Genomic DNA, 25,316 nt, shown 5'->3' with positions numbered 1-25,316 from the left:
TTTAGATAGCCTCCTCTTGGTTCATGGTCAATTGTTCAAAAGCGTCGTCCAAACGTCCCTGGTCTATACGAACATCTTTCACGGGAAGTCCAGTAACAAAAATGGCTCGCAGTGCTTCATCCGTATCGTCTGTCGTCACATGAATTCGGCCTTCTTTTTCATAACAACCTTCAATAGCGGTTAGCTCCAGCAGGCTCCTGCGTAATTTAGTTCGATCACCTATTGGCAAAAAGGACAGCGAACGCTTCACAATCCGCGATTTAATCTCATCTGGACTTCCGTCTGCAACTAAATGGCCTTTGCTAAACAACAGAATACGATCCGCAATATCTTCAGCTTCCTGTAAGTAATGTGTCGTGAACACAATCGTCTTGCCCTGCTCCGCAAGTCCACGAACCGTATCCCAGAACCGCCGCCGGGAAGTAATATCAAGTCCAACCGTGGGTTCATCGAAAAAGATCAGCTCTGGGTCGCCCGCCAGGGCCAGCGCGAAGCCTAGACTACGCTTTTGACCGCCCGAGAGCTTCTCGGCGTATCTATTCAAATCCGCTGGCGCAAGCCCTGTAGCTTTAATTAGAAACTCCATATCCATCGGCTGTGGATAATAGCTACGGATCAGCGCAATGATCTCCCGAACCTTCAGCCGATCCATCACACTTACTTCTTGCAGCATCGCACCTGTCTTTTCACGTACCATTTTTTCTTTTGGATGTTGTCCGAATATTTTCACTGAACCTTCAGTGGGCTCTAATAGCCCCAATAACATTCCCAATGCCGTTGTTTTGCCTGCTCCGTTTGGTCCAAGAATAGCTGTAATCGAACCCTTGGCAATGTTGAAGCTGATGTTATCTACTGCTTTCTTATCCTTATATAATTTGCTAACTTCATTCATCTCAATAACACTGTCCATTTCGTAACCCCTCCGATTCCGAATGCGTTTGATCTATTTCAATCATATGAAAAAAAGAGACCTGACATTAGTATGGACTGTCATTTCTTTAAGATGACAACTGTCACCTTCATGCCTCAGGGTACGAAAAAGAGGCTGCCCTACCCGTAGTTTTAACTACGAATAGGGCAACCTCTTTAAGCGAAAATACTAGATTACCTCTGGAAGAATCCTTTTCCGATAAGGAATTCCTTCATATGCATTCGCGCTGGCTGTGCCAACCGTTCTGCCATAATCACAGACCAAGGTGTATCCTTGGCACCATGAGTCCGCTCACGCATATAGTCTGAAGAGACTTTATCGTAAGTCTTGACCTGCTCCACTGTCGTTTCGGCATTGTAGCGATTGCGATGTAGAACAGCCTCTAATGGCAGACGCGGACGCAGGCTTGAGGCTCCTTCAGGATAGCCCACACACATTCCAAATATCGGGTAAACCAGTTCGGGCAGTCCTAGCAGCTCAGAAACCTCCGAGATCCGGTTACGAATTCCGCCGATATAAACAATCCCAAGTCCGAGCGATTCTGCAGCTACAGCAGCATTCTGTGCAGCAAGCGCAACATCCACGGTTGTCACTATCAGGTTCTCTGCAGAATCTTCATACGATGTCTCTCCCTGCAAATGAGGTTTTGTGACCTCACGCAGCCGATACAGATCCGCGCACCAGACCAAGAAGACTGGGCATTGTTCTATATAAGCCTGATTACCCGCTAATCCGGCAAGCTCTGCTTTTAGAGCCGGATCAGTCACTGCAATAACACTATAGGCTTGTACACTGCTGGAAGTCGAAGCCATTTGGCCTGCTTCAATAATAGCTGCAAGCTGCTCTTCACTTACTGGCTTATCCTGATACTTGCGGACAGATGCATGGTTCATTAATAGAGATATTGTTTCGTTGTTTTCTTGCACAGCGGCCACTCCTTACATAGTTAGGTTTCTCTTACAGCTTTACCCGCTGCAAACGAAGTGCATTCAAGACGACGGACACAGAACTGAATGCCATCGCAGCTCCAGCTAGCCATGGAGCCAGAAATCCGAGTGCAGCAATCGGTATACCTATTGTATTGTATGCAAGTGCCCAGAACAAATTCTGCTTAATATTACTCATCGTTTTACGGCTCATCATAATGGCATCGGGTATGCTCTTCAGATCTCCCCGCATCAGTGTAATATCTGCAGCCTCCATTGCTACATCCGTACCTGTACCGATCGCCATGCCCGTATCTGCAGTAGCCAGTGCAGGAGCATCATTGATGCCATCCCCAACCATAGCTACCTTTGTCCCATTCCGCTGCAGCTTACGAACTTCCTCCGCTTTGCCTTCTGGTAGAACCTCTGCTAACACTTTTCGAATACCTGCTTGCTTCGCAATAGCTTCTGCGGTGATTTTATTGTCACCTGTAATCATAATGACCTCTATGCCCATCGCATGAAGCGCAGCTACAGCTGCTTTTGAGGTTGGTTTAATCGTATCCGCCACAGCGACAATCCCGGCAATCTCATCGTCCACCGCTACAAGCATAGCTGTCTTTCCTGCCTCTTCCAGTCTCTTCATGACTGGGGTCCACTCTGTGATGTCCAATTGATGATCTTCCATCATACGCCGTGTACCCACCCTAACTTGATGATCGGAGACAACAGCCATAATTCCCCGTCCAGGTACATTATCAAACTGTTCAGCGGTGGGTAAGATCAAACCTCTGTCAGCGGCTCCTGCTACGATAGCTTCCGCAAGCGGATGTTCTGATAATTTCTCGGCTGCCGCAGTTAAAGCTAATAGACGATTCTCTGCACTTTCTTTACCATAAGCGGCAATTCCAGTGGTAGTCACGATATCAGTCAGCACAGGCTTACCATTTGTAACCGTACCTGTCTTATCCAAAACAACGATCTTAATCCCTTGTGCGCCTTCTAAATGCTCACCACCCTTGAACAGAATACCAAGCTCCGCAGCGCGGCCCGATCCCGCCATAATGGAGGTCGGCGTTGCAAGACCTAACGCACATGGGCAAGCGATTACAAGCACCGCAATAGCTTTTTCAAGGGCATCGGCAAATTGACCAGGTGCTGCCCAGAAGTACCAGACCAAGAAAGTGATCATCGCAATGCCTACAACAATCGGTACAAAAATACCTGAGATAACATCCGCGATCCGCTGGATCGGCGCTTTGGAGCCTTGGGCCTCCTCCACTACTCTAATGATTTGAGCGAGTGCAGTGTCTCTTCCTACTTTGTTGGCTTTGATTCTTAAGATCCCATTCTTATTTAATGTAGCACCGATAACGGTATCTCCAGGTTTTTTCTCTACAGGAATACTTTCTCCGGTCAACATAGACTCGTCCACAGAAGAGGAACCCTCTACTACCTCTCCATCCACCGGCACCTTTGTTCCAGGCTTCACCAATACAATATCGCCGGGAATCACTTCATCTGTCGAAATATTCATTTCTTTGCCATCGCGGATCACGAGAGCCGTCTTTGCCTGAAGCCCCATTAAGCTCTTAATGGCGTCAGAGGAACGTCCTTTGGCTAGCGCCTCGAACCATTTACCGACGAGGATGAGTGTGATGAGTACAGCACTCGTCTCATAATACATTGGGGCGGTATGATTCATTCCCTTCATACTTAATGAATCAATCGTCAGATAAAGACTGTAGAAATACGCTGCTGATGTCCCCAGTACGACCAACACATCCATATTGGCACTCCCGTTACGAAGTGCTTTATACGCGCCTACGTAGAACTGCCAGCCGATGATAAACTGTACGGGGGTCGCCAGAACAAGCTGAAACCAAGGATTCATAAATAACTCCGGTGTTGGAATCCAGCTTGTGAATGAAAAATGACCTGCCATCGCCCATAACAATGGGAAAGAAAGAATAGCAGAAATGATCCACTTCCACTTCTTATGCTGAATTTCCTGTACACGACGATCCACATGATCCTTGCGGTCTTCTTTAAGAGTAGCTTTATATCCGATATTGCTTACCTTCTCCATAATCTCTCTTGGACTAATATTACCGGGAGTATATTCTACATGTGCCGTTTCCAGCGCTAAATTCACATTCACTGCTGCGATCCCCGGCGTACGACTTAACACTTTTTCGATCCGCGCCGAGCATGCAGCGCAGGTCATGCCTGATATATCAAAATCCGCGGTCTCTTTGACGGTATCATAACCAAGAGCGCGGATTTTATCTTCAATTTGTGGTAACCCTGATACAGAAGGATCGAAGCCGACAGTGGCTTGTTCCAAGGCCAAATTTACATTTGCGCGAGAAACACCCTCCATCCGGGACAATCCTTTCTCAATTCGAGCTGCACAAGCAGAACAGGTCATGCCTGTAATCTGTACGGTTGCTTGCTGTTCATTGGGTGAAGCTGTTGTTTTTAACTTATCCATGATTCCAAAGCCTCCTCATACCCCTATAGAGTATGATAATTTCTATAAAAAGAAAAGGCATTGGAGCTTATGGCATTCCCATACAGCTCCAAGCCTTATTACTGTGCTTCAAATTAAACTACATCATACCCTTGCTCTTCAATAGCTTCTTTAATAGCTCCAAGGCTCACCTTGTTCTCATCATACTCAACGGAAACTTTTTTAGCAGCAAGATCAACTTTAGCAGTAGCTCCAAGATTACCTACAGCCTTCTCTACAGAGTTGACACAGTGACCACAAGACATTCCTTCAACGTTTAATGTAGCGTTCGACATTATTATTACCTCCAGTAAATGTTATGAAGCCATGCTCAAGGAGCATTAGCTTATTATTTCATTAATTTGTTAACCGTAATTAGCAGCTCATCGATAACCTCATGTTCACCGGCTTCGATTCGTTCAATAATACAACTCTTCATATGCCCTTCCAGCAGCATCTTACCAACACCGTTTAGTGCCGCTTGAACCGCTGCGAGCTGATTGAGCACATCGTCACAATAAGTATCCCGCTCTATCATACCCTTTATCCCGCGGATCTGGCCTTCAATCCGGTTGAGGCGAGTATTCAAACCATTTTTGAAATCTGTCGAATGATGACTCATTCGTTCTCCAGATGCTGAAGAATGACAGTCAGCTTCGCAGGATTTCTCAGTTTGTTCTTGCTTACTAGTAGACATAAGAATCAGCCTCCTTGCCAATAATATAATATACCCCCGTAGGGTATGTCAAGAGGCGTTCTTTATTTTCTATCCCCCAAATCCCATTTTTCCAAGCATAAACACCTTCGGTGTCCTTATAAGGAAGGTAAGCGTTTAAGCGAGAAATATAAGACATATAGTATTGTGTGAAACTTATACTTCTTATATTTGAAAAAAACTATTGCTACCCTATTCAAATTTGAATATAATAAATTTTGCTTCTAACCTATGAACATTTTTTGAACGGATTTATCACTATTAGAAAAAGGAGCCTGCGAAGCATGCATACTAAAGAAAGTAATCTTAAACTCGTAGTTATCGGCCTGCTGCTCGGTATTCTGATGTCCGCGATGGACAATACCATTGTAGCTTCAGCTATGGGAACCATTGTTTCCGACCTTGGCGGTCTGGACAAAATCGTATGGGTCACTTCGGCCTATATGGTCATGGTAATGGCTGGGACCCCTATCTTCGGCAAGCTCTCGGATATGTATGGACGTAAACGTTTCTTCATGTTCGGACTGATTGTATTCCTGATTGGTTCAGCACTGTGCGGTACTGCAACCAGTATTACACAACTAAGTATTTACCGGGCAATTCAAGGAATCGGCGGCGGTGCACTAATGCCTATCGCCTTCACCATCGTTTTCGACATTTTCCCTCCTGAAAAAAGAGGAAAGCTGACCGGCCTTTTCGGTGCGGTCTTCGGAATCTCCAGTGTACTCGGACCATTATTGGGTGCATATATTACCGACTATGTAGGCTGGCAATGGGTATTCTACATTAACCTGCCGCTCGGAATTATTGCACTTTTTCTGATCGCAACTTCTTACAAAGAATCGATCTCTCACGCTAAACAGCGCATCGACTGGGGCGGAGCCTTCACTCTCGTCGGCGCCATTATCTGCCTAATGTTTGCGCTAGAACTGGGAGGCAATCAATACGCTTGGAATTCCAGTGTCATTCTCGGCTTATTCGCCGGCTTCGATGTACTCTTGCTGGCATTCATCCTCATTGAGAGAGTGGCGGCTGAACCTGTTATCTCGTTCGCGATGTTCAGTAAACGGTTGTTTGCAACAAGCAGTGTGACAGCCTTGTTCTATGGCTCTGCCTTTATCGTAGCCACTATCTACATTCCTATCTTTGTACAGGGCGTATTTGGCGGCTCCGCTACGAACTCTGGACTGATCCTTATGCCGATGATGATCGGTACGGTCGTGGGCAGTCAGACCGGTGGGCTACTTACAACCAAAACCAGTTTCCGCAACATTATGATCCTATCCGCAGTCTGTTTTGTAGCAGGTGTCTACAGTCTAAGCACTTTATCACCAGATACCTCCCGTCTCATGCTTAATGTATTCATGGCCTTAACTGGATTCGGCGTGGGCTTCTCCTTCTCCGTGCTAAGCATGGCAGCTATCCATAATTTCGATATGCGCCAACGCGGTTCGGCAACTTCAACAAGTACCTTTATGCGCTCTCTTGGGATGACGTTGGGGATTACGATCTTCGGTATTATTCAGCGTAACAACTTCACTAGCAGCATTAGCGAAGCTTTTGGCGGAAGTGAGCAGTCAGCAGCCTTCGGCGATCCACGGGCAGCCCTGACACCTGAAGCAAGAGCCAAGATTCCACCAGAAATTTTAGAGAAAATATCTAGTGCACTGTCCTCTTCAATCGCACATACCTTTATGTGGGCCATGATTCCTGCCGTCCTTGGTTTAGTCTTTGTGCTGCTTATGCCAAAAGACCGCCTCACCATTCCGAGTAAAACTGCTCAGGCGTCCGAGGGTAAAAGGTAACGATTATGTCGATGAAATTGGCTATTCTCGGACTATTGCTTGAACGAAATATGCACCCCTATGAAATTACACTAGTCATGAAAGAGCGCTCCATGGACCGGATTACAAAGCTCCAGCTAGGGTCTCTCTACTATGCTGTCGATAAACTTGCACAAAATGGTTATATCGAAGCTTTAGAAGTGATTAGCAGCAGTGATCGCCCAGACAAAACCATTTATGGTATTACTGAGCAAGGTAAAAATTTATTCGAGCAGTTAATTCTACAGCAAATTAAAAAGAACGAGCCCTTCTATCATCCGATGTATATGGCTCTAGCCATGTCCCGTCATGTTGATCAAAACAAGGTGGAGAAGCTGCTCGAAGAACGTATTCGGGAAACCGAACATCAGGTGAATCTGGCTTATCAGGTATATGAAGAACATATTCCTATTGTTCCTCGTTCCGCCCTTCATCTCATGTACGGCACCTATGAACACACCCTTATTGAACTAAAATGGCTGCAACGTCTCTATGATGATGTTGTAGCACGCAAGTTGAATGACATTGGAACACCACTTTATACAGAGTAGAGTCCTTAGGGACCTCTACTCTTTTTTTCGCTTTTGCAGAGACAATAAATACCACACTAGAATCTAAGCGTGTACAATATGTACGTGTACGCAATCATATTTTCCTAGGAGGAATCACATTGTGAGAACACTGCCTTTAAACAAGCGCGGTATACCAGCCAGCCGTATTGCTCTAGGTTGTATGGGATTTGGTGGGGGCTGGGATCATGAACCGATTACCGCCGAGAATGTTAAACAAGGACATGCAGCCGTCGACGCTGCACTATCTAGTGGTATCAATATGTTTGATCACGCAGATATTTATACCCGTGGTAAAGCCGAGAAGGTATTCGGTCAAATCTTTAAGGAACGCCCAGGACTAAGAGAAGAAATCATTATTCAGTCGAAATGCGGTATTAAGCTAATGGAGCCTGGAGACAGCTCTAATGTCTTTGACTTCTCAAGACAGCATATTCTAAGCAGTGTAGAAGGAATATTGTCGCGACTAGGAACGGAATATATTGATATTCTGCTGCTCCATCGGCCTGACCCCCTAATGGATCCGGAGGAAGTGGCTTCTGCTTTGCATCAATTAAAAGCAACAGGTAAGGTTCGTCATTTCGGCGTCTCCAATATGAGCGCAGCGCAGATCAAAATGCTGCAAGCCTACTGCGAGGAACCTTTTATCGTAAACCAGCTACACATGAGCCTAGCCAAGCTAAGTTGGGTCGATGCTGGAATCAGTGTAAACCGTGAACCTTGGAAGGATATTACCTTTCCCGAAGGAACCCTTGAACATTGTCGAATGGAGAACATTCAGCTTCAAGCTTGGGGCCCACTCGCACAAGGCTTATTTAGTGGACGTTCATTAGAGGATCAACCAGAGAATATCGTCCAGACAGCTGCCATGGTTAAACAACTTGCAGATGAAAAAGGAACCACACCCGAAGCCATAGTGCTTTCCTGGCTAATGACACATCCGGCAGCTATTCAGCCTGTGATTGGGACTGTGAATCCGCAGCGCATCGCTGCCTGCGCCGATGCAGACAAGCTGGAGCTTACTCGTAAAGAATGGTATGACCTATATGTTAGTTCACGTGGTAATCGTCTTCCCTAACTGAGCCCACAATTAAACTCGCAAGAATTCTTAATAGCCTAATCGTGCCTCTCGCATGATTAGGCTATTTTTAATACATTCCCCACCTATATATCGTTCTCTATTGCGAATAAAAATAGATATAAAGCGATAAACCGAGATAAATAGAGATAAATTAACATTTTTGTTCTTTATAGAGCACAAACGAGACTTATTGACAGTTTTCTTTTCAATTTATTCCATGTATTATTCATTACAGAAGTTGTTCTCAATAAAGAACAATAATAACGAACCAAAGAAATTCAAGACATTGAGGGGAGGTATTCCTCTGAGACCCAGATCAGCAAAAAGAAGACCTAAACGAAAGAAACAAATCGGATTACGTGTTCTGCAATCAGGAATGGCTGTCTCCGTCTTGTTTCTGACTACCTCGCAGCAAGTGGGTAGTACCTATGGTGGTTTTGGAGCTACTACGCAAACCACTAGCACCATTAGCTTTTGCGAAGTATTTCCAAACTCGATCAAGGGGCTTCTAACAGAACTCAAAGATCATATCGAAAGAGCTACTGCTTTAAAAGGATCGCTTCAAAGCTATGCCCCTTCAGGCAGTCTCTCAGACGTTTCGGGAATAGAAGGCATGACGCTGGATGAGCTTGATGTCGCAGCGCAAGAGATTTCCACACAAATCTCCGCGCTTCAATCTCAAATCGATGGCGTGAATGAGCAACTGGCCACCAACAGCCAAATTTGGAACGAAATCAATGGTGAGCTGAACGCAGCAGCAGCTGTCCTATTCCAGATTGGAGGATATATGACCTCTCTAGATTCAAACTGTCTAGAAATCAAGGATGAACAATTCTTCAGAGAGCTGCAAAGCAGCCTGAATCAAAGCGGTGTAATCTCTGAATCCCTGAATGCTTCCTTAAAGGGAGTCATCCAATATCTAAACTCCATACACGACATCGGGCTTCCACTTGCTTCGGTAGTGACCAATGATGTATATGGACAACCCGAGTTACGCAACGAGGCGTTTCAGCAGCCGTTACCTTTCCTGATTCCTTTTAGTCAGCCGGCCGGCAATATCTCTAGCGAACTTACCTCCACTTATGAAAATCTCAATACTGAAATGAATGGTCTTAAAGAATCGGCTACTTCAGGAATCAGCAATCTTCAGAGTCAGCTCCAATTGATCAGTCAAACCCGTGAACAACAATTGGAAGCACTTGAGAAAGCCCGACTAGAGGCGCTGGAACAAACGAAGAAAGAAGAAGAACGTTTGGCACTGGAGAAAAAAGAAAAGCAAGAAGCTGAGGACAAAGCGAAAGCTGAAGCTGAGGAGAAAGCAAAATCGGAAGTGACTCCACCGAAAGGTGAAGCTACTCCAGAGAACATAAATAAAGAACAGCCTGAAGCCCCAGCCACTAACCCGGTCGTTCCGGAAATTGGTGAAGAGCTAACGATTCCAAAAGATGTACCACAGCAAGCAGTTCCTCAGGAGGCGCCAAAAGCGGAAGATACAACCACTTCCCCACCGGTAGCAACACCAGCCCCTTCGGACCCTCAACAAGTTAAAGGTGGCGAATAATATGCGGATTAAAAAAATGATCAACAATACATTATCGAGCATCATGCTTGTGATATTCATTCTGCTGGTGGTAGCCGTAGTTTTATCAAAGGCCTCCGGCGGTGAACCTGCCTTCTTCGGATACCAGATCAAATCGGTACTCTCAGGTTCGATGGAACCAGGGATTCATACCGGATCGATTGTCGCTTTAAAACCCGGAGGAGATATGAATCGCTTCAAAAAAGGCGATGTTATCACCTTTAGAAATGAAGAAAACCTGCTCATTACTCACCGTGTTGTAGAAGCAACAATGAACAACGCTACTGGTGAAGCCATGTATCGCACGAAAGGCGATAACAATGATGCGCCTGATATGAACCCTACCAGTTCCACGAATGTTGTAGCTGAGTATACCGGGGTCACCGTACCTTACGTAGGTTACGCTATGAATTTCGCAGTTTCCAAAGCTGGAAGTGTCATGCTCATGATCGTACCAGGCTTGATGCTCCTGCTCTATGCTCTGTATTCGTCATGGAAGGCTGTAGCTGCACTCGAAAAGAAAAATGCTGCTATACTGCCCGCCTCTCCACCCCCAACTGAAATACAGTAATTCGTTGATTGTCCGCTTCCGCTTACGAACCGGAAGTTACAATATATAACTTTTATAAAAAAACCACAAAAACCGAGGAGGAATTTTAATTATGGGTATCAAAAAAACATTGGGTCTTGGCGTAGCATCAGCAGCACTGGGTTTATCATTGATTGGTGGAGGAACCTTCGCTTACTTTAGTGACACTGCACAAAGCAGCGCTACATTTGCAGCAGGTACACTGGATTTGAACTCAGATCCTTCTGTTATCGTTGATTTGAAGGATTTGAAGCCAGGCGATACGATCAAAAGAGACTTCAAACTAAAAAATGACGGTACACTTGATATCGGTTCGATTCTCCTCAAAACAGCTACCTCTATTAATGATGTAGGTGGTAACAACGGCGCTAACGATTTGGCAAAATCCATCAAGGTTAAATTCCTGGTGAATAAAGATAAAAGCGGCATCTTACCTGGTAGTGAAGAGAAAGTAGTTTGGGAAACTACCCTGGCCGATTTGAAGACTCAGACACCGGATCTCGTAAAAAACACTGGACTTGATGCAATCTGGGGAACTAGCGAAGCATCTGGAATTAAGGCCGGCACAAATGATAGCTTCACCGTTCAATTCGAATTTGTTGATAACGGCCAAGAGCAGAACTACTTCCAAAAAGATTCATTAACACTGACTTGGGATTTCGTAGGTAAGCAAACTGCTGGATCCGCTAAATAATCTAATAAGTCTTCCATTCGAAGAGCAGCAGATTCTTATTCCGGAAAGCGGATAAGTAGATGCTGCTCTTCTTTTTACAATAAACTTTGTCGAATTTATTGATATTTGCTATACTAATAACAAAAATTACGGAGGGGCGTCAGCATAGTGCCACAAAATATGGGCCAACGTATCCAGCATCTCCGCCTAGAAAAGGGATTCTCCCTATCTGAGCTTGCGGACAGAGCGGATGTTGCTAAGTCGTATCTTAGCAATGTGGAGAGAAACATCCAATCCAATCCTTCAATCCAGTTTATCGAAAAGATCGCCGATGCGCTTCAGGTATCCATCCACGCTTTGCTCTATGGAGAACCTAATGATGCTGAGGAGTCACCTTTAGATTCGGAATGGTTCCGATTGGTGCAGGAAGCTATGGCCTCAGGCATAAGCAAACGCGAATTCAAGGAGTTTCTGGACTACCAGAAATGGCGCCTTGATCAGAAGGATTAATATTCCACCTGACCTGATAAGATCCTCTTCTACTCATACTATTAAACATAAGCGCCTTCACCCTCCTAACATGGACTGCGGAGGCGTTTGAATTCTAGCAGAATCAATGATCATATTCGTTGTGAAACTTACATTTTGCTTTATACCGAAAAGGGGCCCAGCGAGTTATCGCTGGGCCCCTTTTCAAAATATAACGCACTAAATGTATTACTGCACGGCTTGCACTGTCTTCTCATGAAAGAATCGACGAATTTCATCTGCCTTTATGCCAGCCTTCTTAGCTGCTAATAATAAATGTACCCACTCAACGTCTAGATCAATGACCTGCTGTTCTCTGTTGCTTCCCTGGTTGGACTTGTCCAAAAAATCTCCTCCTAAGATTTTACGTCCCCAGGCAATCCGGCTGTCATAGTATTTCTACCTTAGACCCGCGACTTTGTGCCCCTGCCTTTCGGCAGGTTTACCTTTTACTGGACCCTTTACGCGAAAGGATCTACTTTGAAATATATGAAAATCGCTAACTGCAATAACATTATACTATACTAAAGTGGAAAAGTGTGTCGATTTCTGATTAGTTTTTCCATTAAAAAACAAAAAATAGAAGCGCTTTTGTGCGATATCTTGTCCTATTAACACGATACTCGTCCCATTCATAAAATTAATTAAGCCAATATAATAATACTTCCTTCCCTATTAGTTAAAAATAAGGATATTAGAATCATTTTAGTGGGCCTTAGGAATGGGTAATGAGAAGAAACAGCGTTCTTTTCATTAGAACAAGCTAACCCATACCATTTTGCGAACGTATTGGACGAAAGAATGAATTGATTACACGTGTGGAAAGTAGCACAATAAGATGAGAAATGAAACCGCAATCATCACAGCTCCAGTAAGCGTTGACACAAAATGTCACGTATGGAGTTCATCCGTTAAGGAGGATGTATTCATGGCAGCCAAAGAGCCCTATAACGAATCCATTTGGAGTAAGTATTACGGACCCAATTTAGGCTACATTCAAGAAAGATATGAACAGTTTGTGAAAGATCCTTCCACCGTAGAGAATAATTATCGCGAGCTTTTTACAAATTCGGGTCCCCCACCCCTAACACCGGATAGCGAACCGGCTCCACAGCCTCGCATTTCGGGAGACACCGAATGGCTTAGAAAGGCAGTAAGAGCTTCCAAGCTAATCGCTAATATTCGTATATATGGCCATATGGCCGCTGATATTGATCCGCTTGAGCGCGATCACAATCCCATGGCTAAATATCTTGAACTCGAGACCTATGAGCTGACTCGTGAGGATCTGATCGCACTACCTGCCACGCTCATTTGGGAGAATGCGCCGAATGATGTGCATACCGGATGGGATGCAGTTCAGCGTATGCGTCAGGCTTACACCAAGACAATCGCCTATGAATTCGGGCATGTGCATGAAGAACAAGAACTGAAATGGTTGAACAGACAGGCAGAATCCACAAGCTCACCAGCGCCTTTAAATAATGCAGAACGTAAAGAGCTGCTAAACCGCCTGATCCAAGTAGAGCAATTCGAAACCTTCCTCCACAAAACCTTTGTGGGTCAGAAGCGTTTCAGTTTGGAAGGCAATGACGCTCTCGTACCGATGCTGGATGAAATCGTACGCGCTGCTGCGCATGACGGCGCAGAGCATATTCTGATGGGCATGGCGCATCGTGGTCGCCTCAACGTTCTTGCACATATTTTGGGTAAACCTTATGACATTATATTTTCAGAGTTTCATCATTCTCCAAACAAGGAGCTTTTCCCTTCCGAAGGCTCTACAGGCATTAACTATGGCTGGACGGGTGATGTGAAATACCATCTCGGTGCAGATCGTGCTGTCCGCGAAGGAGAAACCGTACGCACAAGAATAACACTAGCGAATAATCCAAGTCACTTGGAATTCGTCAATCCTGTCGTGGAAGGCTTCACTCGTGCTGCTCAAGAAGATCGGAGCACAGCCGGATTGCCGAAGATTGATACCAGTAAAGCTATGGCGGTACTGATGCATGGCGATGCTGCTTTTCCAGGTGAAGGGATTGTTGCAGAAACACTTAATATTGGCAAACTTCAAGGTTATCAGAATGGCGGGACGATCCATATCATTGTTAATAACCGGATCGGCTTTACGACAGAAAGCGAAGACTCCCGTTCAACGCATTATGCGAGTGACATCGCCAAAGGATATGAAATTCCAATTATCCATGTCAATGCTGATGATCCTGAGGCCTGTATATCAGCCGTTCGTTTAGCTAGTGCATATCGCAATCAATTCAAAAAGGATTTCGTTATTGATCTCATCGGCTATCGTCGTCATGGACATAACGAAATGGATGATCCTGAAACTACACAACCTATCGTGTACGGTAAGGTACGCAATCATCCAACCGTTTACAAGGTGTATGCGGAGCGGCTACAGCGTGAAAAAATCCTTACAGCTGAAGATGTACAAAAGATGCACGTTGAAACAGAAGGCGTATTGCAACGTGCGTACGATAGTATGAAGGAAGGCAATCACAAGAAAAAAGAACCAAAAGCCTTCCTTCCTCTTCAAACAGATCGCTCAGCGGCAGGCACTACAGCCGTACCGATCTCCAGTCTGCAAGAGATTAATCGTGAGCTACTGAGCGTACCTGATGGATTCCAAGTCTATCCGAAACTGGAGCGAATTCTGCAGCGTCGCAAGGACGCGCTGAATGAGGGTGAAAAGGTCGACTGGGCACTCGCTGAGTCCCTCGCCTTTGCAACCATCCTGAAGGATGGAACGCCAATTCGACTTAGCGGTCAGGATGCACAGCGCGGCACCTTCGCACACCGCCATCTAGTGCTGCACGACAGCAAGACAGGAGAGTTATTCTCTCCGCTTCATCAGCTAAGTAATTCTCGCGCTTCCTTTGGCGTATATAACAGTCCGCTATCTGAAGCTTCTGTGCTAGGCTTTGAGTATGGTTATAATGTGTTCGCACCAGAAACCTTCGTCATCTGGGAAGCACAATATGGCGACTTCGCCAATGCAGGTCAGGTTATATTTGATCAGTTCATTGCCGCTGGACGTGCGAAATGGACGCAGCGCAGCAATCTCGTCGTCATGTTACCGCATGGCTATGAGGGACAGGGACCTGAGCATTCCAGTGGTAGATTGGAACGCTTCCTACAGTTATCCGCGGAAGAGAACTGGACCGTTGCTAACTTGACCACTGCTTCTCAATATTTCCATGTCTTGCGACGCCAAGCTGCTTTATGTGGACAGGAAGACGCTAAACCACTGGTGATTATGACGCCGAAGAGTCTCATTCGTAATCCGCGTAGCACATCTGCCGGAACTGAGCTCGCCTCCGGACAATTCCAGCCTGTGTTAGCAGAGCCCCTGCTAGGCCAGAAACCAGGTGAGATCAAACGTCTAGTAGTCTGCAGCGGTAAAGTAGCTATCGACATCCAAACAGAGCTAGAAGCTGCTTCAGACAAAGATTGGTCATGGCTACATGTACTGCGCCTAGAGCAACTCTATCCGTTCCCAGAACATGAACTGAGTGCTCACTTAAGCTCCTTCACATCCCTTCAGGAAATTGTCTGGGTGCAAGAAGAGCCGAAGAATATGGGCGGATGGAGCTATACCGAACCTCGGTTACGGGCCATCGCACCGCAAAACACTAGCGTGAGATATATCGGACGTCCTGAACGTTCCAGTCCTGCGAGTGGTTATGCAGATGTTCATAGCTTTGAACAGCGTAGAATTGTTTCAGAGGCCCTAAAAGCAAATTCACAAGTACAAACAGCTGTACCATCCTCTTAAGAGGACGGTATCACAATAGCGTAAACCATTATGTTTGGGGAGGTAACGGCCTGTGTCAGAAATCTTAGTACCCGATCTGGGAGAATCTATATCCGAAGGAACCATCTACAAATGGCTGGTTAAAGAAGGCGACACGGTAGGTCAAGGTGATGTGCTTGCTGAGTTAGAGACGGACAAAGTGAATTTGGAAATTAGTGCGGAGGTGGAGGGTGTCATCTCCTCCATCCTACGTCAAGCGGGCGAGAACGTAGCCGTTGGCGAAGCCATCGGCATCATTGGAGCCGCTAGCGGCAGTACACCGCGGACCGCTGAGAGCATAGCGCCTGAAGCGGCACCGGCAAGCGGCAGCGCAGCAGCCGCACCTGTAGCAGCGCCCGAAGTCGCTGTAGCGGGTGGCGAAAGCCCCGCTGCACTGGCATCGCCGGGCGCACGCAAGCTGGCACGGGAGCGCGGCATCGACCTCGGCGATGTTAGCGCCCGTGATCCTATCGGCCGGATTGGTCAGGCCGATGTGTCGGGTCATGGTGCAGCAGCGCCACAGGCCGCTGCACCGGTAGCTCCGGCGGCGCAAGCCAAGCCGGAGCCAGCGAAGCCGGCAGCGAGCAAAGCCGCGCCGGAGGATGGCAAGAACGTGGAGCGCAAGCGCATGTCGCGCAGACGGCTCACGATTGCCAGCCGCTTGGTAGAAGCGCAGCAGACCGCAGCTATGCTGACCACCTTCAACGAGGTGGACATGACCGCGATCCTCGACATCCGCAAGCGCCGCAAGGATGCTTTTAAAGAGAAGCATGAAGTAGGACTAGGCTTCATGTCCTTCTTCACCAAAGCCGTGATCGGTGCGCTGAAGACCTACCCACTACTGAACGCAGAGATTGACGGTGAAGATCTGGTCGTTAAGAAATTCTACGATATCGGTATTGCCGTTGCGGCTAAGGAAGGTCTGGTGGTTCCGGTTGTCCGTGACGCAGATCGCCTCAGTTTCCCGGAAATCGAACGTCAGATTGGCGAACTCGCTTCCAAGGCACGCGCTAATACGCTTAGTCTCTCCGAGCTTCAAGGCGGTACGTTCACTATCACCAACGGCGGTGTATTCGGTTCCCTGTTATCCACTCCGATTCTGAATACCCCTCAAGTAGGTATTCTAGGGATGCATAAGATTCAATTGCGTCCGATCGCGCTGGATGAAGAAAGAACCGTTAACCGTCCAATGATGTATATTGCCCTTTCCTATGATCACCGGATCGTTGACGGCTCTGAAGCGGTAAGCTTCCTCGTCAAAGTGAAGGAATTGCTGGAAGATCCAGAAGCACTGCTGCTGGAAGGCTAACCCTGATCGATCTTTCGACTTAAGAATATAAAGAAGGTATCCCTAATGCTTCGCATTAGGGATACCTTCTTTTGTATCTCAATTAACTTTTGAGATGAAGTATTTCATAAGTACAAGGTGAATCATGAATCTCTAGGTTAGAAAGTCCGGCGTTGTCGGGAATGCTTCCTGCCTTGCATATAATCTAACTGTATTTTATACACTTATTTATTTCTAATCTCCCATATCCTCTTCCTTAATTGCATTCTCTACAACTAAAATCCATAAAAACGTTTATTTCCACTAATCTAACCAGCAATAGCTGTATTAAATACAACTACAGGGCTTATATAAACGTGTTAGTTAACTTTAATTGTACATAGTACAACTAACTTAGCGCATGCAACTACAAAACTACAAGAATCTACTTCAGCAGCTCCCCAGCCACCTGCAGAAATTGCTCCTTGGTCAAAATCTTATCTCCGTAGCTGCTGAGTGTATAATACGCATCCTGCTTCTCGTTATACCAATTCAGATAATCGTAGCTGACCTCTTCCTTCACTACTTTGTTATAGATCACTTCTGTGCCAGCCACTATAATCTTATCCGCTTGATTCTCAGGTTCTTGCTCCACAAACATTTTGCCACCATGCATGATCGATGCAGAGATACCTATAAAAGCGTTATTCTTGGAATAAGTAGCGCTAATCCAGCCGGGCTCCGACCACGGTATAGCCATCATGATTAACTTACCGCTCCCCTTCTCTTTATTGGCTTGGACAGTAAGATCTTGTAACGTCTCCTGATATAGAGAACTGTTCTTCTCCGCATCCGTAGTCGGATGATTAGGGTTTATAACCCCATATTCAAAAGCATACCCTGCTGCCAATGCAGGGAGCGTCGGCGCCCCTGTCCGTTTGATTTCCTTCAAGAAATCAGAATATGCGCCTATCCGCTGCTCTTTATACTTAAATTGCAATTCTGTTGCCAAGCCTGCTGCACCTGCATTATTGTTCACAAGATAGGCGATCAATTCTCCCGGTTTAGCGAAAGCATCTACTTTCTGTGCATACTTATCATAGGAGGCTACTCCTGCAGATTCATTCGGCGCAACATGCTGAACCTTTACTACGCCTTCACTATTGCGGATCTGTACATATTCCGATGCAGCATAAGCTGTCACTGAGATCATCAGGAACAAGGCTAACATACTGGCAATTGCCGTTGTTTTATTCATCGTCTTCAGCGAGAGTGAGAACGATCGCTTTCGATCTGATAAGCCACGAATATGTCCCATAACCTTCTCTTCTACATCGATCTCACCCAGAAGTTCATTCCCGGCTGAGGCATAAATTATATTTTGGTATTCATCGCTGATTGTGGTTCGTTCCATCTGATCTCCTCCTCCAATTTCATAGCTTCCTGCACCTTCCGCTTGATCCGGTTCATTCTCTTCGTCAGTGCATTGGGACTTACCCCAAGAATTTCGCTTATCTCCGCATAAGTTTTTTCCTCGAACACCCGCAGAATAAGCATATTCCTCTCTTCCAGCGACAACTGCGCTAAAGCAGCAGACAATGAGGGATTAAACAACCGGTCATCCAGCTCTTGTTCAGGACTTACAGACATAAAATCAGGCTTGAAGATACTCATGACTCGCTTTTGCAACCGCCGTCTGCGCAGCAGGTTTAAGCAATGATGATACGCGATTCGATAGAGCCATGCCGGGAAATGCATCTTCGGCTTGTATTGATGGATAGATTGATAGCCTTTTACCAAAATATCCTGAACCGCGTCCTCCGCATCCTGCTTGTTTTCTAACAAACGATAGCAATAGCAGTAGATTGACGTTTGGAAAGCTCTAACAATAAAAGCATACCGTTCGATATTCCCCTTTTGAATACTAATGATTAACTCTTCCAGCTCCTTTGGGTCTAGCGAATCCTGTGGCGATGTAAGCACCTCCTTAACCTTTATATCTTCTATAACACTTGGGCAACGAAAAAAGTGCCTAAGTAAACCGAACTATCCTCCCAAATTCACTCCAATTATACACATTTAGTGGTAAATAAGAGCAATGCAGTCCGCAACCCTATTGAAATGAGCCAAAATTCAAAAATAGCTGCTACACAGTCCGTTAGCCCCGCCAATAGAAAAAAAGACGTACAACTGTTGTCAGTTTGTACGTCTTTGTTTAATTTATTGTCTTTTTACCTTTAAGCCGTCCGTTCTGTAGCTTTGAGCCGAAGCGCTTTCTTCTCTTTCGCTTTCTCCACCGGCGGTTTTAGCGAAATTGCGATGATACAGGCCAGCAGACACAGGAGACCAAAGATCACGAAAGTAGGTTTAAACCCGCCCAGGAAGACGGCGATGAACGAACCTGAAAGGGCTCCAATACCGAAACCTTGATATACGATTCCATAGTTCTTACTGTGATTCTTAAGACCAAAGAAGTCACTGACAATCGCCGGGAACACTGTAATGTTACCCCCGAAGCAGAATGCAATGGCAGCTACACAAGTGAAGAACAGTCCGAAATTCAGCGTCGCATAGCTTAGGGTCAACATAGCGGCTGCCGTTACTGCAAGCGAAGCGCCTACCAGCTTCAAACGGCTCATTTTGTCAGACAAGGCACCCAAGATCAAACGTCCTGCTGTATTAAAAATTGCGATCATTGCTACCGCATTAGCTGCCGTCTGTACATCAAGTCCAGCCAGCTGCACACCGATGTCTTTTACAATACCGATCAAATACAGACCACACATACAAGCGGTAAAGAAAATAATGAACAACAGATAAGCTTCTTTCGTGCGTAGCATTTCTTTTACCGTGTAGTCTTTTGGTTTAGTGATAGTCGAAGTTGCTGCTGCACCCAGTGATGCCGTTTGTACTGGAGCTTCTCTGACGAGTAAGGAACCGATTACAATCATCACCATAACAATCATGCCCCAATACATAAACGTATTAGACACACCCACCGATTCGATCAAACTACCATTGATATATTTAAAAATCAAACTCCCCGTTCCGTAAGCACCCACGGACACACCGGAGATTAAGCCTTTATTATTCGGAAACCATTTAATTAAGTTAGATAATGAAGTGATATAAGCTGTTCCGTCTGCAAATCCAACGATTACACCAGCCAGTACATAGAACATTAGAAGCGAATTCGCCTGAGAGCTAAGAATCAATCCTAGACCAAGCACAATCCCTGCGGCGGCAGTTAACCGGCGAAGACCAAAACGATCCTGCAATTTCCCTGCGAACAAAGTCGCAAAAGCGAGTGCAAAGCTCGTGATCGAAAACGTAATCGAAACAGAATTAAGCTCCCAGCCGAATTTTGTTACCAGATGTGCATTGAACAAGCTCCATGTATAAATGGTACCTAGACCCATCTGCATAATTACTGTTCCTAATACGATAAGCCACCGTTTGGCGTTTTTGTTGTCCATCGTCGAAGTCATGGTCTATTCCTTCTTTCCCTCTCGTGATCTGCTACAAGAGCTTCTATTGCCTCTTTATTGTAGCTAAACCAGCGGATGTTGAGAGAAATCTGGCATGAGATGACGAAAATGAAGAATGAACTGCATTTATAGGCGCATGATCTGCCTGAATTCCTTTACCTTACTTCGACTTACCGGCACCTCAAACTCCAAATCATGCAGGCGCAGCAAGTATGTATTGTTGAACCAAGGGATGATTTCCTTGATTTTGGACAGGTTAACGATATAGGAACGATGGCAGCGAAAAAAACGATCCTCCGGCAGTCGATTATAAAAATCGCTGATGCTGAGCGCCATACTATATTCCTCACCTTTAGTTATTACACTCGTACTTTTCTCTTGTGCGGAGGCGTAATAAATATCATCAGCATTCACTACGATAATCTTCTCATTTTTCCACAGATTCACCTTATCACTTACTGGATTACGTTCCTCTTCCCCCTGTCTTCCGCGAGCAGCGAACGCCCCCTCCAGCTTGTGCAGCATAGCCTTAATGCGAACCTCACTATAGGGTTTAAGAATATAGTCAAACGCTTCAATCTCAAACGCCTCGGCGGCATGCTCCTTATACGCAGTAATAAACACTATATAAGGTTTTACCGAGAATCTGCTAATATTCTGAGCCAGCAGTACTCCGTCGATCGAGGGAATGTTAATGTCCAGGAAAATCACATCTACCGTCTCAACCTGTAAAAATTTCAGTGCATCCAGCCCATCTTCAAATTGTGCGGCAATGTCGATTCCGCTGTGAGTCTCTATTAAATAAGCCAGTTCCTGTCTCGCTAGCTCTTCATCCTCCACGATAATTGCTCTCATAGGCCCTCCTTTTTGACATCAAAATAAATGTTCGTCCCTTTATCGAGCCTCTGAATCGTAAGACCAGTTCCATAGATGAGCTTGACCCGTTGATGTACATTAAACAGTCCGATCTTATTCTCCGGCATATCGCCAGCATAGACCTTCTCTATGGTTTCTTCGCTGATGCCAGCTCCGGTATCCCGAATGCCAACTCGTACATTATCGCCTTGATCTTTTACAGAAATCGTTACGGTTCCCGTCCCTCGTACCTTCAGTATGCCATGTATGATCGCATTCTCTACAAGCGGCTGAATAATTAGACTCGGAATCCGAACCTGAACCTCATCAATATCATAGAGGACATTAAGCCGGCTTCCGAAGCGCGCTTTTTCAATCTCTACGTATTGTTGAACCTGTTGCAGCTCGCGCTTAATATCAATGAATTCATCCGTCAGCTCCAGATTGTATCTCATATAACCGGACAGATTCACGATCAGCTCGCGCGCCTTATCCGGGTTAATCCGAATCGAGGACGCAATCGCGTTCAGCGCATTGAACAGAAAGTGTGGGTTAATGCTTGTCTGCAGCGCCTTTAGCTCTGCTTTGTTCGCCATTTCTTTAATGCCCTCAACCCGCGAAACTTCCATTAGTGTAGAGATCATTTGCGACAAACCTACAGCCATAGCTTGTAGAGAATAAGTGATCTTGTGGGCTCTGGTGTAATAGATTTTGAGCGCTCCCGTCACTTCGCCTTTTTCCTTCAATGGAATAATGATCAGCGATTTAATCTCCGGATTCACATAATCACTATCGTCGTTACGGATCGTAATTTCACCACTGGACAATGTCACTTTAGTTTCTTCACTTATAATTTCATTGGTCGTAGTATAATCCTCTTCTCCAACACCAACGTAAGCGAGAATGAGTCTTGTATCCGAAATAGCTACAGCGTCTGCACCGATATCTTCTTTGATAATTTGGCAGATAGTACGAAGCGACTCGGGATTAATATTGCGAAAATAAGGCAAGGTCTTATTGGCAATATCCAGTGCCAGCTTGGACTGCTTCGCCGCAATCCGTTCCTTTTCACCTTCCACACTCTGCACTAGCATGACAATCAGACCGACACTAATCTGGCTCATAATCATCGGAAAAGCAATTTTGGACACGATATCCACACCCAGCGACGACGGCTGCGCCATCACCAGAATGAGCAGCATCGTCAGGGCTTCACAGGCCATCCCGGCCAAAATACCGGCCATCCAGCGGCGTTCACCAGAAGTGCGGCGGTATATTACCCCTGACACAATCCCTGCGGTAATACTCGTAATCAGACAAGGAAGAGAGGTTACCCCTCCGATATCAATTAGAAAACGGTGAACCCCTGAGATAATGCCTGTTATGAGTCCTACCCATGGCCCGAACAAAATCCCACCAGACACGATGGCGATAATTCGCACATTCACAAGCGAGCCTTCCACATTAATCCCACTATAGGTACCAAAGATGGCGAATAAACTGAAGATCGTCGTCGCTATGGCTAGCTCCTGCGGGGCGTAAGTTCCTTTTTGAAAAATCTCTTTAAACCGCGGCAGACGAGTCAGCACGAACAGACACATCAGCAGTAGTGCAGCTCTTTCGAATAATTGCAGTAAAATCGTAAACGTATATTGCACGGTCTCCGCCTCCAAAGGACTAGATGTCGACTTATTATAAAGATAGTTCATGCCTCTGTCCATTCAGCCTATCCTTTATTCCCTCTATTGAAACTCTTGTTGTATGATATGAACAGAATAAAAGCATACATATACGGAGGTGGGCGGTTTGCAAAAATTAGAACACGAGGCAGATATCATACAGCTTGTACAAAATGATCCCTGGATGATGGATATATTAGAAAATGCTAGATCGCTGCAGTTACCTGACTGGTGGGTTTGCGCTGGCTTTGTGCGTGCAAAAATTTGGGATACCCTTCATGGCTTCGAAGAACGGACACCTTTGCCAGATGTTGATGTTATTTATTATGACAACAGCAATCTTCAAGAGGAAGTGGAGAAGGATTGGGAGGGGAAGCTAAGAGATTTAAACCCCAACATTCCCTGGTCTGTTAAAAATGAAGCAAGAATGCATACCGTCAATCAAATTCCACCTTATACATCAGCTGTTGATGCGATATCCAAGTTTCCGGAAACCGCCACAGCACTTGGGCTCTCCCTAGATCCATCAGGTAAAATCATCCTAGTCGCTCCACACGGAATTTACGATGTTATTCATGTAGTATTACGACCTACCCCACATTTTACTGAAAACCCGAACTTACTCCCTATTTATGAACAACGCGTTATTAAAAAGAACTGGCAGGCGACGTGGAAACAGTTGCAGATCAGCACTACCTAAAATAACAAAAAGCAAGCCCCCAATATAGCAGGGCTTGCTTTTCCGGAATTATTACACCGCCAAATCGATACCTACTACACCAACGACATCTCCCTGACGATTCTTAATCGCTCTGGATAATGTAACACAAGAACGCTTCGTAATCGCTGATACATAAGGCTTCGAGACATATTGACCTTCATTTATGGCCCCGTTCCACCAATCCCGTCGCTTGGCATTCAAGAGGCCAGCCGCTGGCTCGGAATAGATAAAGGTCCCATCCGTCCGATTGGACCAAATGGCTTGTACATCCGGAATTTTTTTAATGTAAGAGGTCAAAACACCTTGATGAACTTCAGTATCCGGGTCGTACAGTTCTTCCTTAGCTGAAATTGTCTCCAAGAGACTCTTCATCTCTTGAAGCCGGGCAGCATATTGGCTCATCTCGATTTCTTCTCGGGCTGCTATGCTGGTAACCGACTGCTGCAACGATTGCGACTCCGCTAACAGATTAGCGCTGACTTCGTTCAGCTGCCCGATCTGGCTCCGCTGCCGTGTCACCTGTTCCAGCGTAAGATCAACATTGGCAATCGTCTCATTCACGATAGCCACTGCCCCACTCAGCTCCGTCGTCACTTCAACAATCAGCTTGCTCTGCTTCGCGGCAGCATCGATGGTTTCCGTTACGGCGCTGCCTACCTCATCGACTCTCGACGCGATATCATCGAGTCGAAGCTTCACAGTGCCGACCTCGTTCACCCCACGTTCCACTGAAGCTTGCTCTTTCGTCACGGATTCCAGCACCTGCTGTACTCCGTTATTAATGTCGAGCAAGATACCAGAGGAACGGTCAACCGAGCTCTTGCTTTGATCAGCCAGCTGCCTAATCCGGCTGGCCACCACCGCAAATCCGCGGCCCTGTTCCCCGGCCCGGGCCGCTTCTATGGAAGCATTAAGCGCTAGCAGTGAGGTCTCATCCACAATTCCGTTAATAAGCGTATTGATCTCTTCTACCATCGCAATATGATTACTCAAGATAGTAAACTTAGCTAACATATCCCCGCTCTGCATCTGTAAATCCTTCATCACAGCATCTGCGATGCTCAAGGAATCAACCATGCTTGTCATTCCTTGACGAGCATATTTCATATTTGACCCCAGTCTCTCCGTCAACTCTTCGATATGTGCGGTAACGGATGCTACTCCGCCCATTGTCTGATAAGCACCTTCAATATTAGCTTTAGCTTCGTTACTGCGAATCCGCAAATCCATCTCATATTCATGTGAATAATCTGCTGTCTGCTGCAGCTCTTCTGTATGACGACTGATTTCTTCGAGTGCACCATGCAGTCGGTCCGAAGTAACTACAATCTCATTGCCAAGCAGCTCCACTTTACTATTAGCTTCCTTCAGCAGCACTTCTTTACGATAACCGTAGCGGGATAAATTTAGCAGGACCCAGCCTAGAGAAGCCATAAGCGGGATGATTACCAGCTTATGAATCCAGAACATGTCTATCAACAAACTGTAAACACTGACAAGGAGCAACAGGACGACTACAAAAATCTGGCTTTGACGAATCTGCATCATTATTCCCACTCCACTCGA

22 protein-coding genes and 1 riboswitch are annotated in these 25,316 nt (G+C 45.8%); of the genes, 10 read left to right on the top strand and 12 right to left on the bottom strand.

The window, feature by feature from the left end:
- Window position 1: 1 nt before the first annotated feature.
- The 5 genes from ACWNM1_RS03665 to ACWNM1_RS03645 all read right to left on the bottom strand — a co-directional run bounded on the left by ACWNM1_RS03665 (window position 2) and on the right by ACWNM1_RS03645 (window position 4,991).
- Entirely contained in the window at window positions 2-910 is a 909-nt protein-coding gene (locus tag ACWNM1_RS03665; protein ID WP_449599927.1) for an ABC transporter ATP-binding protein, read from the bottom strand.
- A gap of 194 nt (window positions 911-1,104) precedes the next feature.
- A complete protein-coding gene (nfsA, locus tag ACWNM1_RS03660) occupies window positions 1,105-1,857 on the bottom strand; it encodes an oxygen-insensitive NADPH nitroreductase (RefSeq protein WP_449599926.1) in 753 nt (250 codons plus the stop codon).
- A 31-nt stretch (window positions 1,858-1,888) separates the two neighbouring features.
- The gene (locus ACWNM1_RS03655; protein WP_449599925.1) at window positions 1,889-4,351 is read right to left on the bottom strand and encodes a heavy metal translocating P-type ATPase; all 2,463 of its coding nucleotides are present in this window, start codon (window positions 4,349-4,351) and stop codon (window positions 1,889-1,891) included.
- Window positions 4,352-4,464: 113 nt separating this feature from the next.
- Window positions 4,465-4,665 carry a copper chaperone CopZ gene (copZ, locus tag ACWNM1_RS03650; protein ID WP_042184300.1) on the bottom strand — a complete coding sequence of 67 codons (201 nt, stop codon included), beginning with the start codon at window positions 4,663-4,665 and terminating at the stop codon, window positions 4,465-4,467.
- 53 nt (window positions 4,666-4,718) lie between these two features.
- Window positions 4,719-4,991, bottom strand: a complete 273-nt coding sequence (locus tag ACWNM1_RS03645; RefSeq protein ID WP_231573462.1) for a metal-sensitive transcriptional regulator — start codon at window positions 4,989-4,991, stop codon at window positions 4,719-4,721.
- Window positions 4,992-5,368: 377 nt separating this feature from the next.
- Here ACWNM1_RS03645 and ACWNM1_RS03640 point away from each other — a divergent pair, with 377 nt between their 5' ends.
- The 7 genes from ACWNM1_RS03640 (at window position 5,369) to ACWNM1_RS03610 (ending at window position 11,908) form a co-directional block, all read left to right on the top strand.
- Window positions 5,369-6,889, top strand: coding sequence for an MDR family MFS transporter (locus tag ACWNM1_RS03640; protein ID WP_449599924.1), 1,521 nt, complete (start codon window positions 5,369-5,371; stop codon window positions 6,887-6,889).
- A 5-nt stretch (window positions 6,890-6,894) separates the two neighbouring features.
- A complete protein-coding gene (locus ACWNM1_RS03635) occupies window positions 6,895-7,458 on the top strand; it encodes a PadR family transcriptional regulator (RefSeq protein WP_449599923.1) in 564 nt (187 codons plus the stop codon).
- 118 nt (window positions 7,459-7,576) lie between these two features.
- The gene (locus ACWNM1_RS03630) at window positions 7,577-8,554 is read left to right on the top strand and encodes an aldo/keto reductase (protein ID WP_449599971.1); all 978 of its coding nucleotides are present in this window, start codon (window positions 7,577-7,579) and stop codon (window positions 8,552-8,554) included.
- Window positions 8,555-8,948: 394 nt separating this feature from the next.
- A complete protein-coding gene (locus ACWNM1_RS03625) occupies window positions 8,949-10,118 on the top strand; it encodes a hypothetical protein (protein WP_449599922.1) in 1,170 nt (389 codons plus the stop codon).
- A gap of 1 nt (window position 10,119) precedes the next feature.
- Window positions 10,120-10,707, top strand: coding sequence for a signal peptidase I SipW (gene sipW, locus ACWNM1_RS03620; RefSeq protein WP_449599921.1), 588 nt, complete (start codon window positions 10,120-10,122; stop codon window positions 10,705-10,707).
- Between the two features lie 91 nt (window positions 10,708-10,798).
- Window positions 10,799-11,419 (top strand): TasA family protein, encoded by a 621-nt coding sequence (locus ACWNM1_RS03615; RefSeq protein WP_449599920.1) that lies wholly within the window; start codon window positions 10,799-10,801, stop codon window positions 11,417-11,419.
- Between the two features lie 159 nt (window positions 11,420-11,578).
- Complete coding sequence (locus tag ACWNM1_RS03610) at window positions 11,579-11,908, top strand: helix-turn-helix domain-containing protein (protein ID WP_256989782.1); 330 nt, start codon at window positions 11,579-11,581, stop codon at window positions 11,906-11,908.
- Window positions 11,909-12,115: 207 nt separating this feature from the next.
- Here ACWNM1_RS03610 and ACWNM1_RS03605 read toward each other — a convergent pair whose 3' ends face one another.
- Window positions 12,116-12,271 (bottom strand): anti-repressor SinI family protein, encoded by a 156-nt coding sequence (locus ACWNM1_RS03605; protein ID WP_231573373.1) that lies wholly within the window; start codon window positions 12,269-12,271, stop codon window positions 12,116-12,118.
- Between the two features lie 27 nt (window positions 12,272-12,298).
- Window positions 12,299-12,383: riboswitch (cyclic di-GMP riboswitch) on the bottom strand.
- Window positions 12,384-12,854: 471 nt separating this feature from the next.
- On the opposite strand from ACWNM1_RS03605, the gene ACWNM1_RS03600 reads away from it, so the two are divergent.
- Complete coding sequence (locus tag ACWNM1_RS03600) at window positions 12,855-15,722, top strand: 2-oxoglutarate dehydrogenase E1 component (protein ID WP_449599919.1); 2,868 nt, start codon at window positions 12,855-12,857, stop codon at window positions 15,720-15,722.
- Window positions 15,723-15,774: 52 nt separating this feature from the next.
- Window positions 15,775-17,049, top strand: coding sequence for a 2-oxoglutarate dehydrogenase complex dihydrolipoyllysine-residue succinyltransferase (gene odhB, locus ACWNM1_RS03595; RefSeq protein ID WP_449599918.1), 1,275 nt, complete (start codon window positions 15,775-15,777; stop codon window positions 17,047-17,049).
- 403 nt (window positions 17,050-17,452) lie between these two features.
- On the opposite strand, the gene ACWNM1_RS03590 is transcribed toward odhB, so the two are convergent.
- The 5 genes from ACWNM1_RS03590 to ACWNM1_RS03570 all read right to left on the bottom strand — a co-directional run bounded on the left by ACWNM1_RS03590 (window position 17,453) and on the right by ACWNM1_RS03570 (window position 22,951).
- On the bottom strand, window positions 17,453-18,421 hold the full coding sequence (locus ACWNM1_RS03590) for a hypothetical protein (RefSeq protein WP_449599917.1): 969 nt from the start codon (window positions 18,419-18,421) through the stop codon (window positions 17,453-17,455).
- A complete protein-coding gene (locus ACWNM1_RS03585; protein ID WP_449599916.1) occupies window positions 18,382-18,990 on the bottom strand; it encodes an RNA polymerase sigma factor in 609 nt (202 codons plus the stop codon). The genes ACWNM1_RS03590 and ACWNM1_RS03585 overlap by 40 nt, the downstream gene beginning before the upstream one ends.
- 254 nt (window positions 18,991-19,244) lie before the next feature.
- Entirely contained in the window at window positions 19,245-20,483 is a 1,239-nt protein-coding gene (locus ACWNM1_RS03580) for an L-lactate MFS transporter (protein ID WP_449599970.1), read from the bottom strand.
- Between the two features lie 138 nt (window positions 20,484-20,621).
- Window positions 20,622-21,350, bottom strand: a complete 729-nt coding sequence (locus ACWNM1_RS03575; RefSeq protein ID WP_042184277.1) for a LytR/AlgR family response regulator transcription factor — start codon at window positions 21,348-21,350, stop codon at window positions 20,622-20,624.
- Window positions 21,347-22,951, bottom strand: coding sequence for a sensor histidine kinase (locus ACWNM1_RS03570; RefSeq protein WP_339804116.1), 1,605 nt, complete (start codon window positions 22,949-22,951; stop codon window positions 21,347-21,349). Before ACWNM1_RS03570 ends, ACWNM1_RS03575 begins: the two co-directional genes overlap by 4 nt.
- Before the next feature lie 262 nt (window positions 22,952-23,213).
- On the opposite strand from ACWNM1_RS03570, the gene ACWNM1_RS03565 reads away from it, so the two are divergent.
- The gene (locus ACWNM1_RS03565) at window positions 23,214-23,729 is read left to right on the top strand and encodes a nucleotidyltransferase family protein (protein ID WP_449599969.1); all 516 of its coding nucleotides are present in this window, start codon (window positions 23,214-23,216) and stop codon (window positions 23,727-23,729) included.
- A gap of 51 nt (window positions 23,730-23,780) precedes the next feature.
- Here the strand turns inward: ACWNM1_RS03565 and ACWNM1_RS03560 are convergent, their stop codons facing one another.
- Complete coding sequence (locus tag ACWNM1_RS03560) at window positions 23,781-25,298, bottom strand: methyl-accepting chemotaxis protein (protein ID WP_449599915.1); 1,518 nt, start codon at window positions 25,296-25,298, stop codon at window positions 23,781-23,783.
- Between the last annotated feature and the right edge of the window lie 18 nt (window positions 25,299-25,316).

This window comes from Paenibacillus sp. Marseille-Q9583, assembly GCF_976954365.1.
The sequence above is the reverse complement of the archived record's forward strand: the minus strand, read 5'-3'. Positions and strand labels throughout refer to the sequence as shown.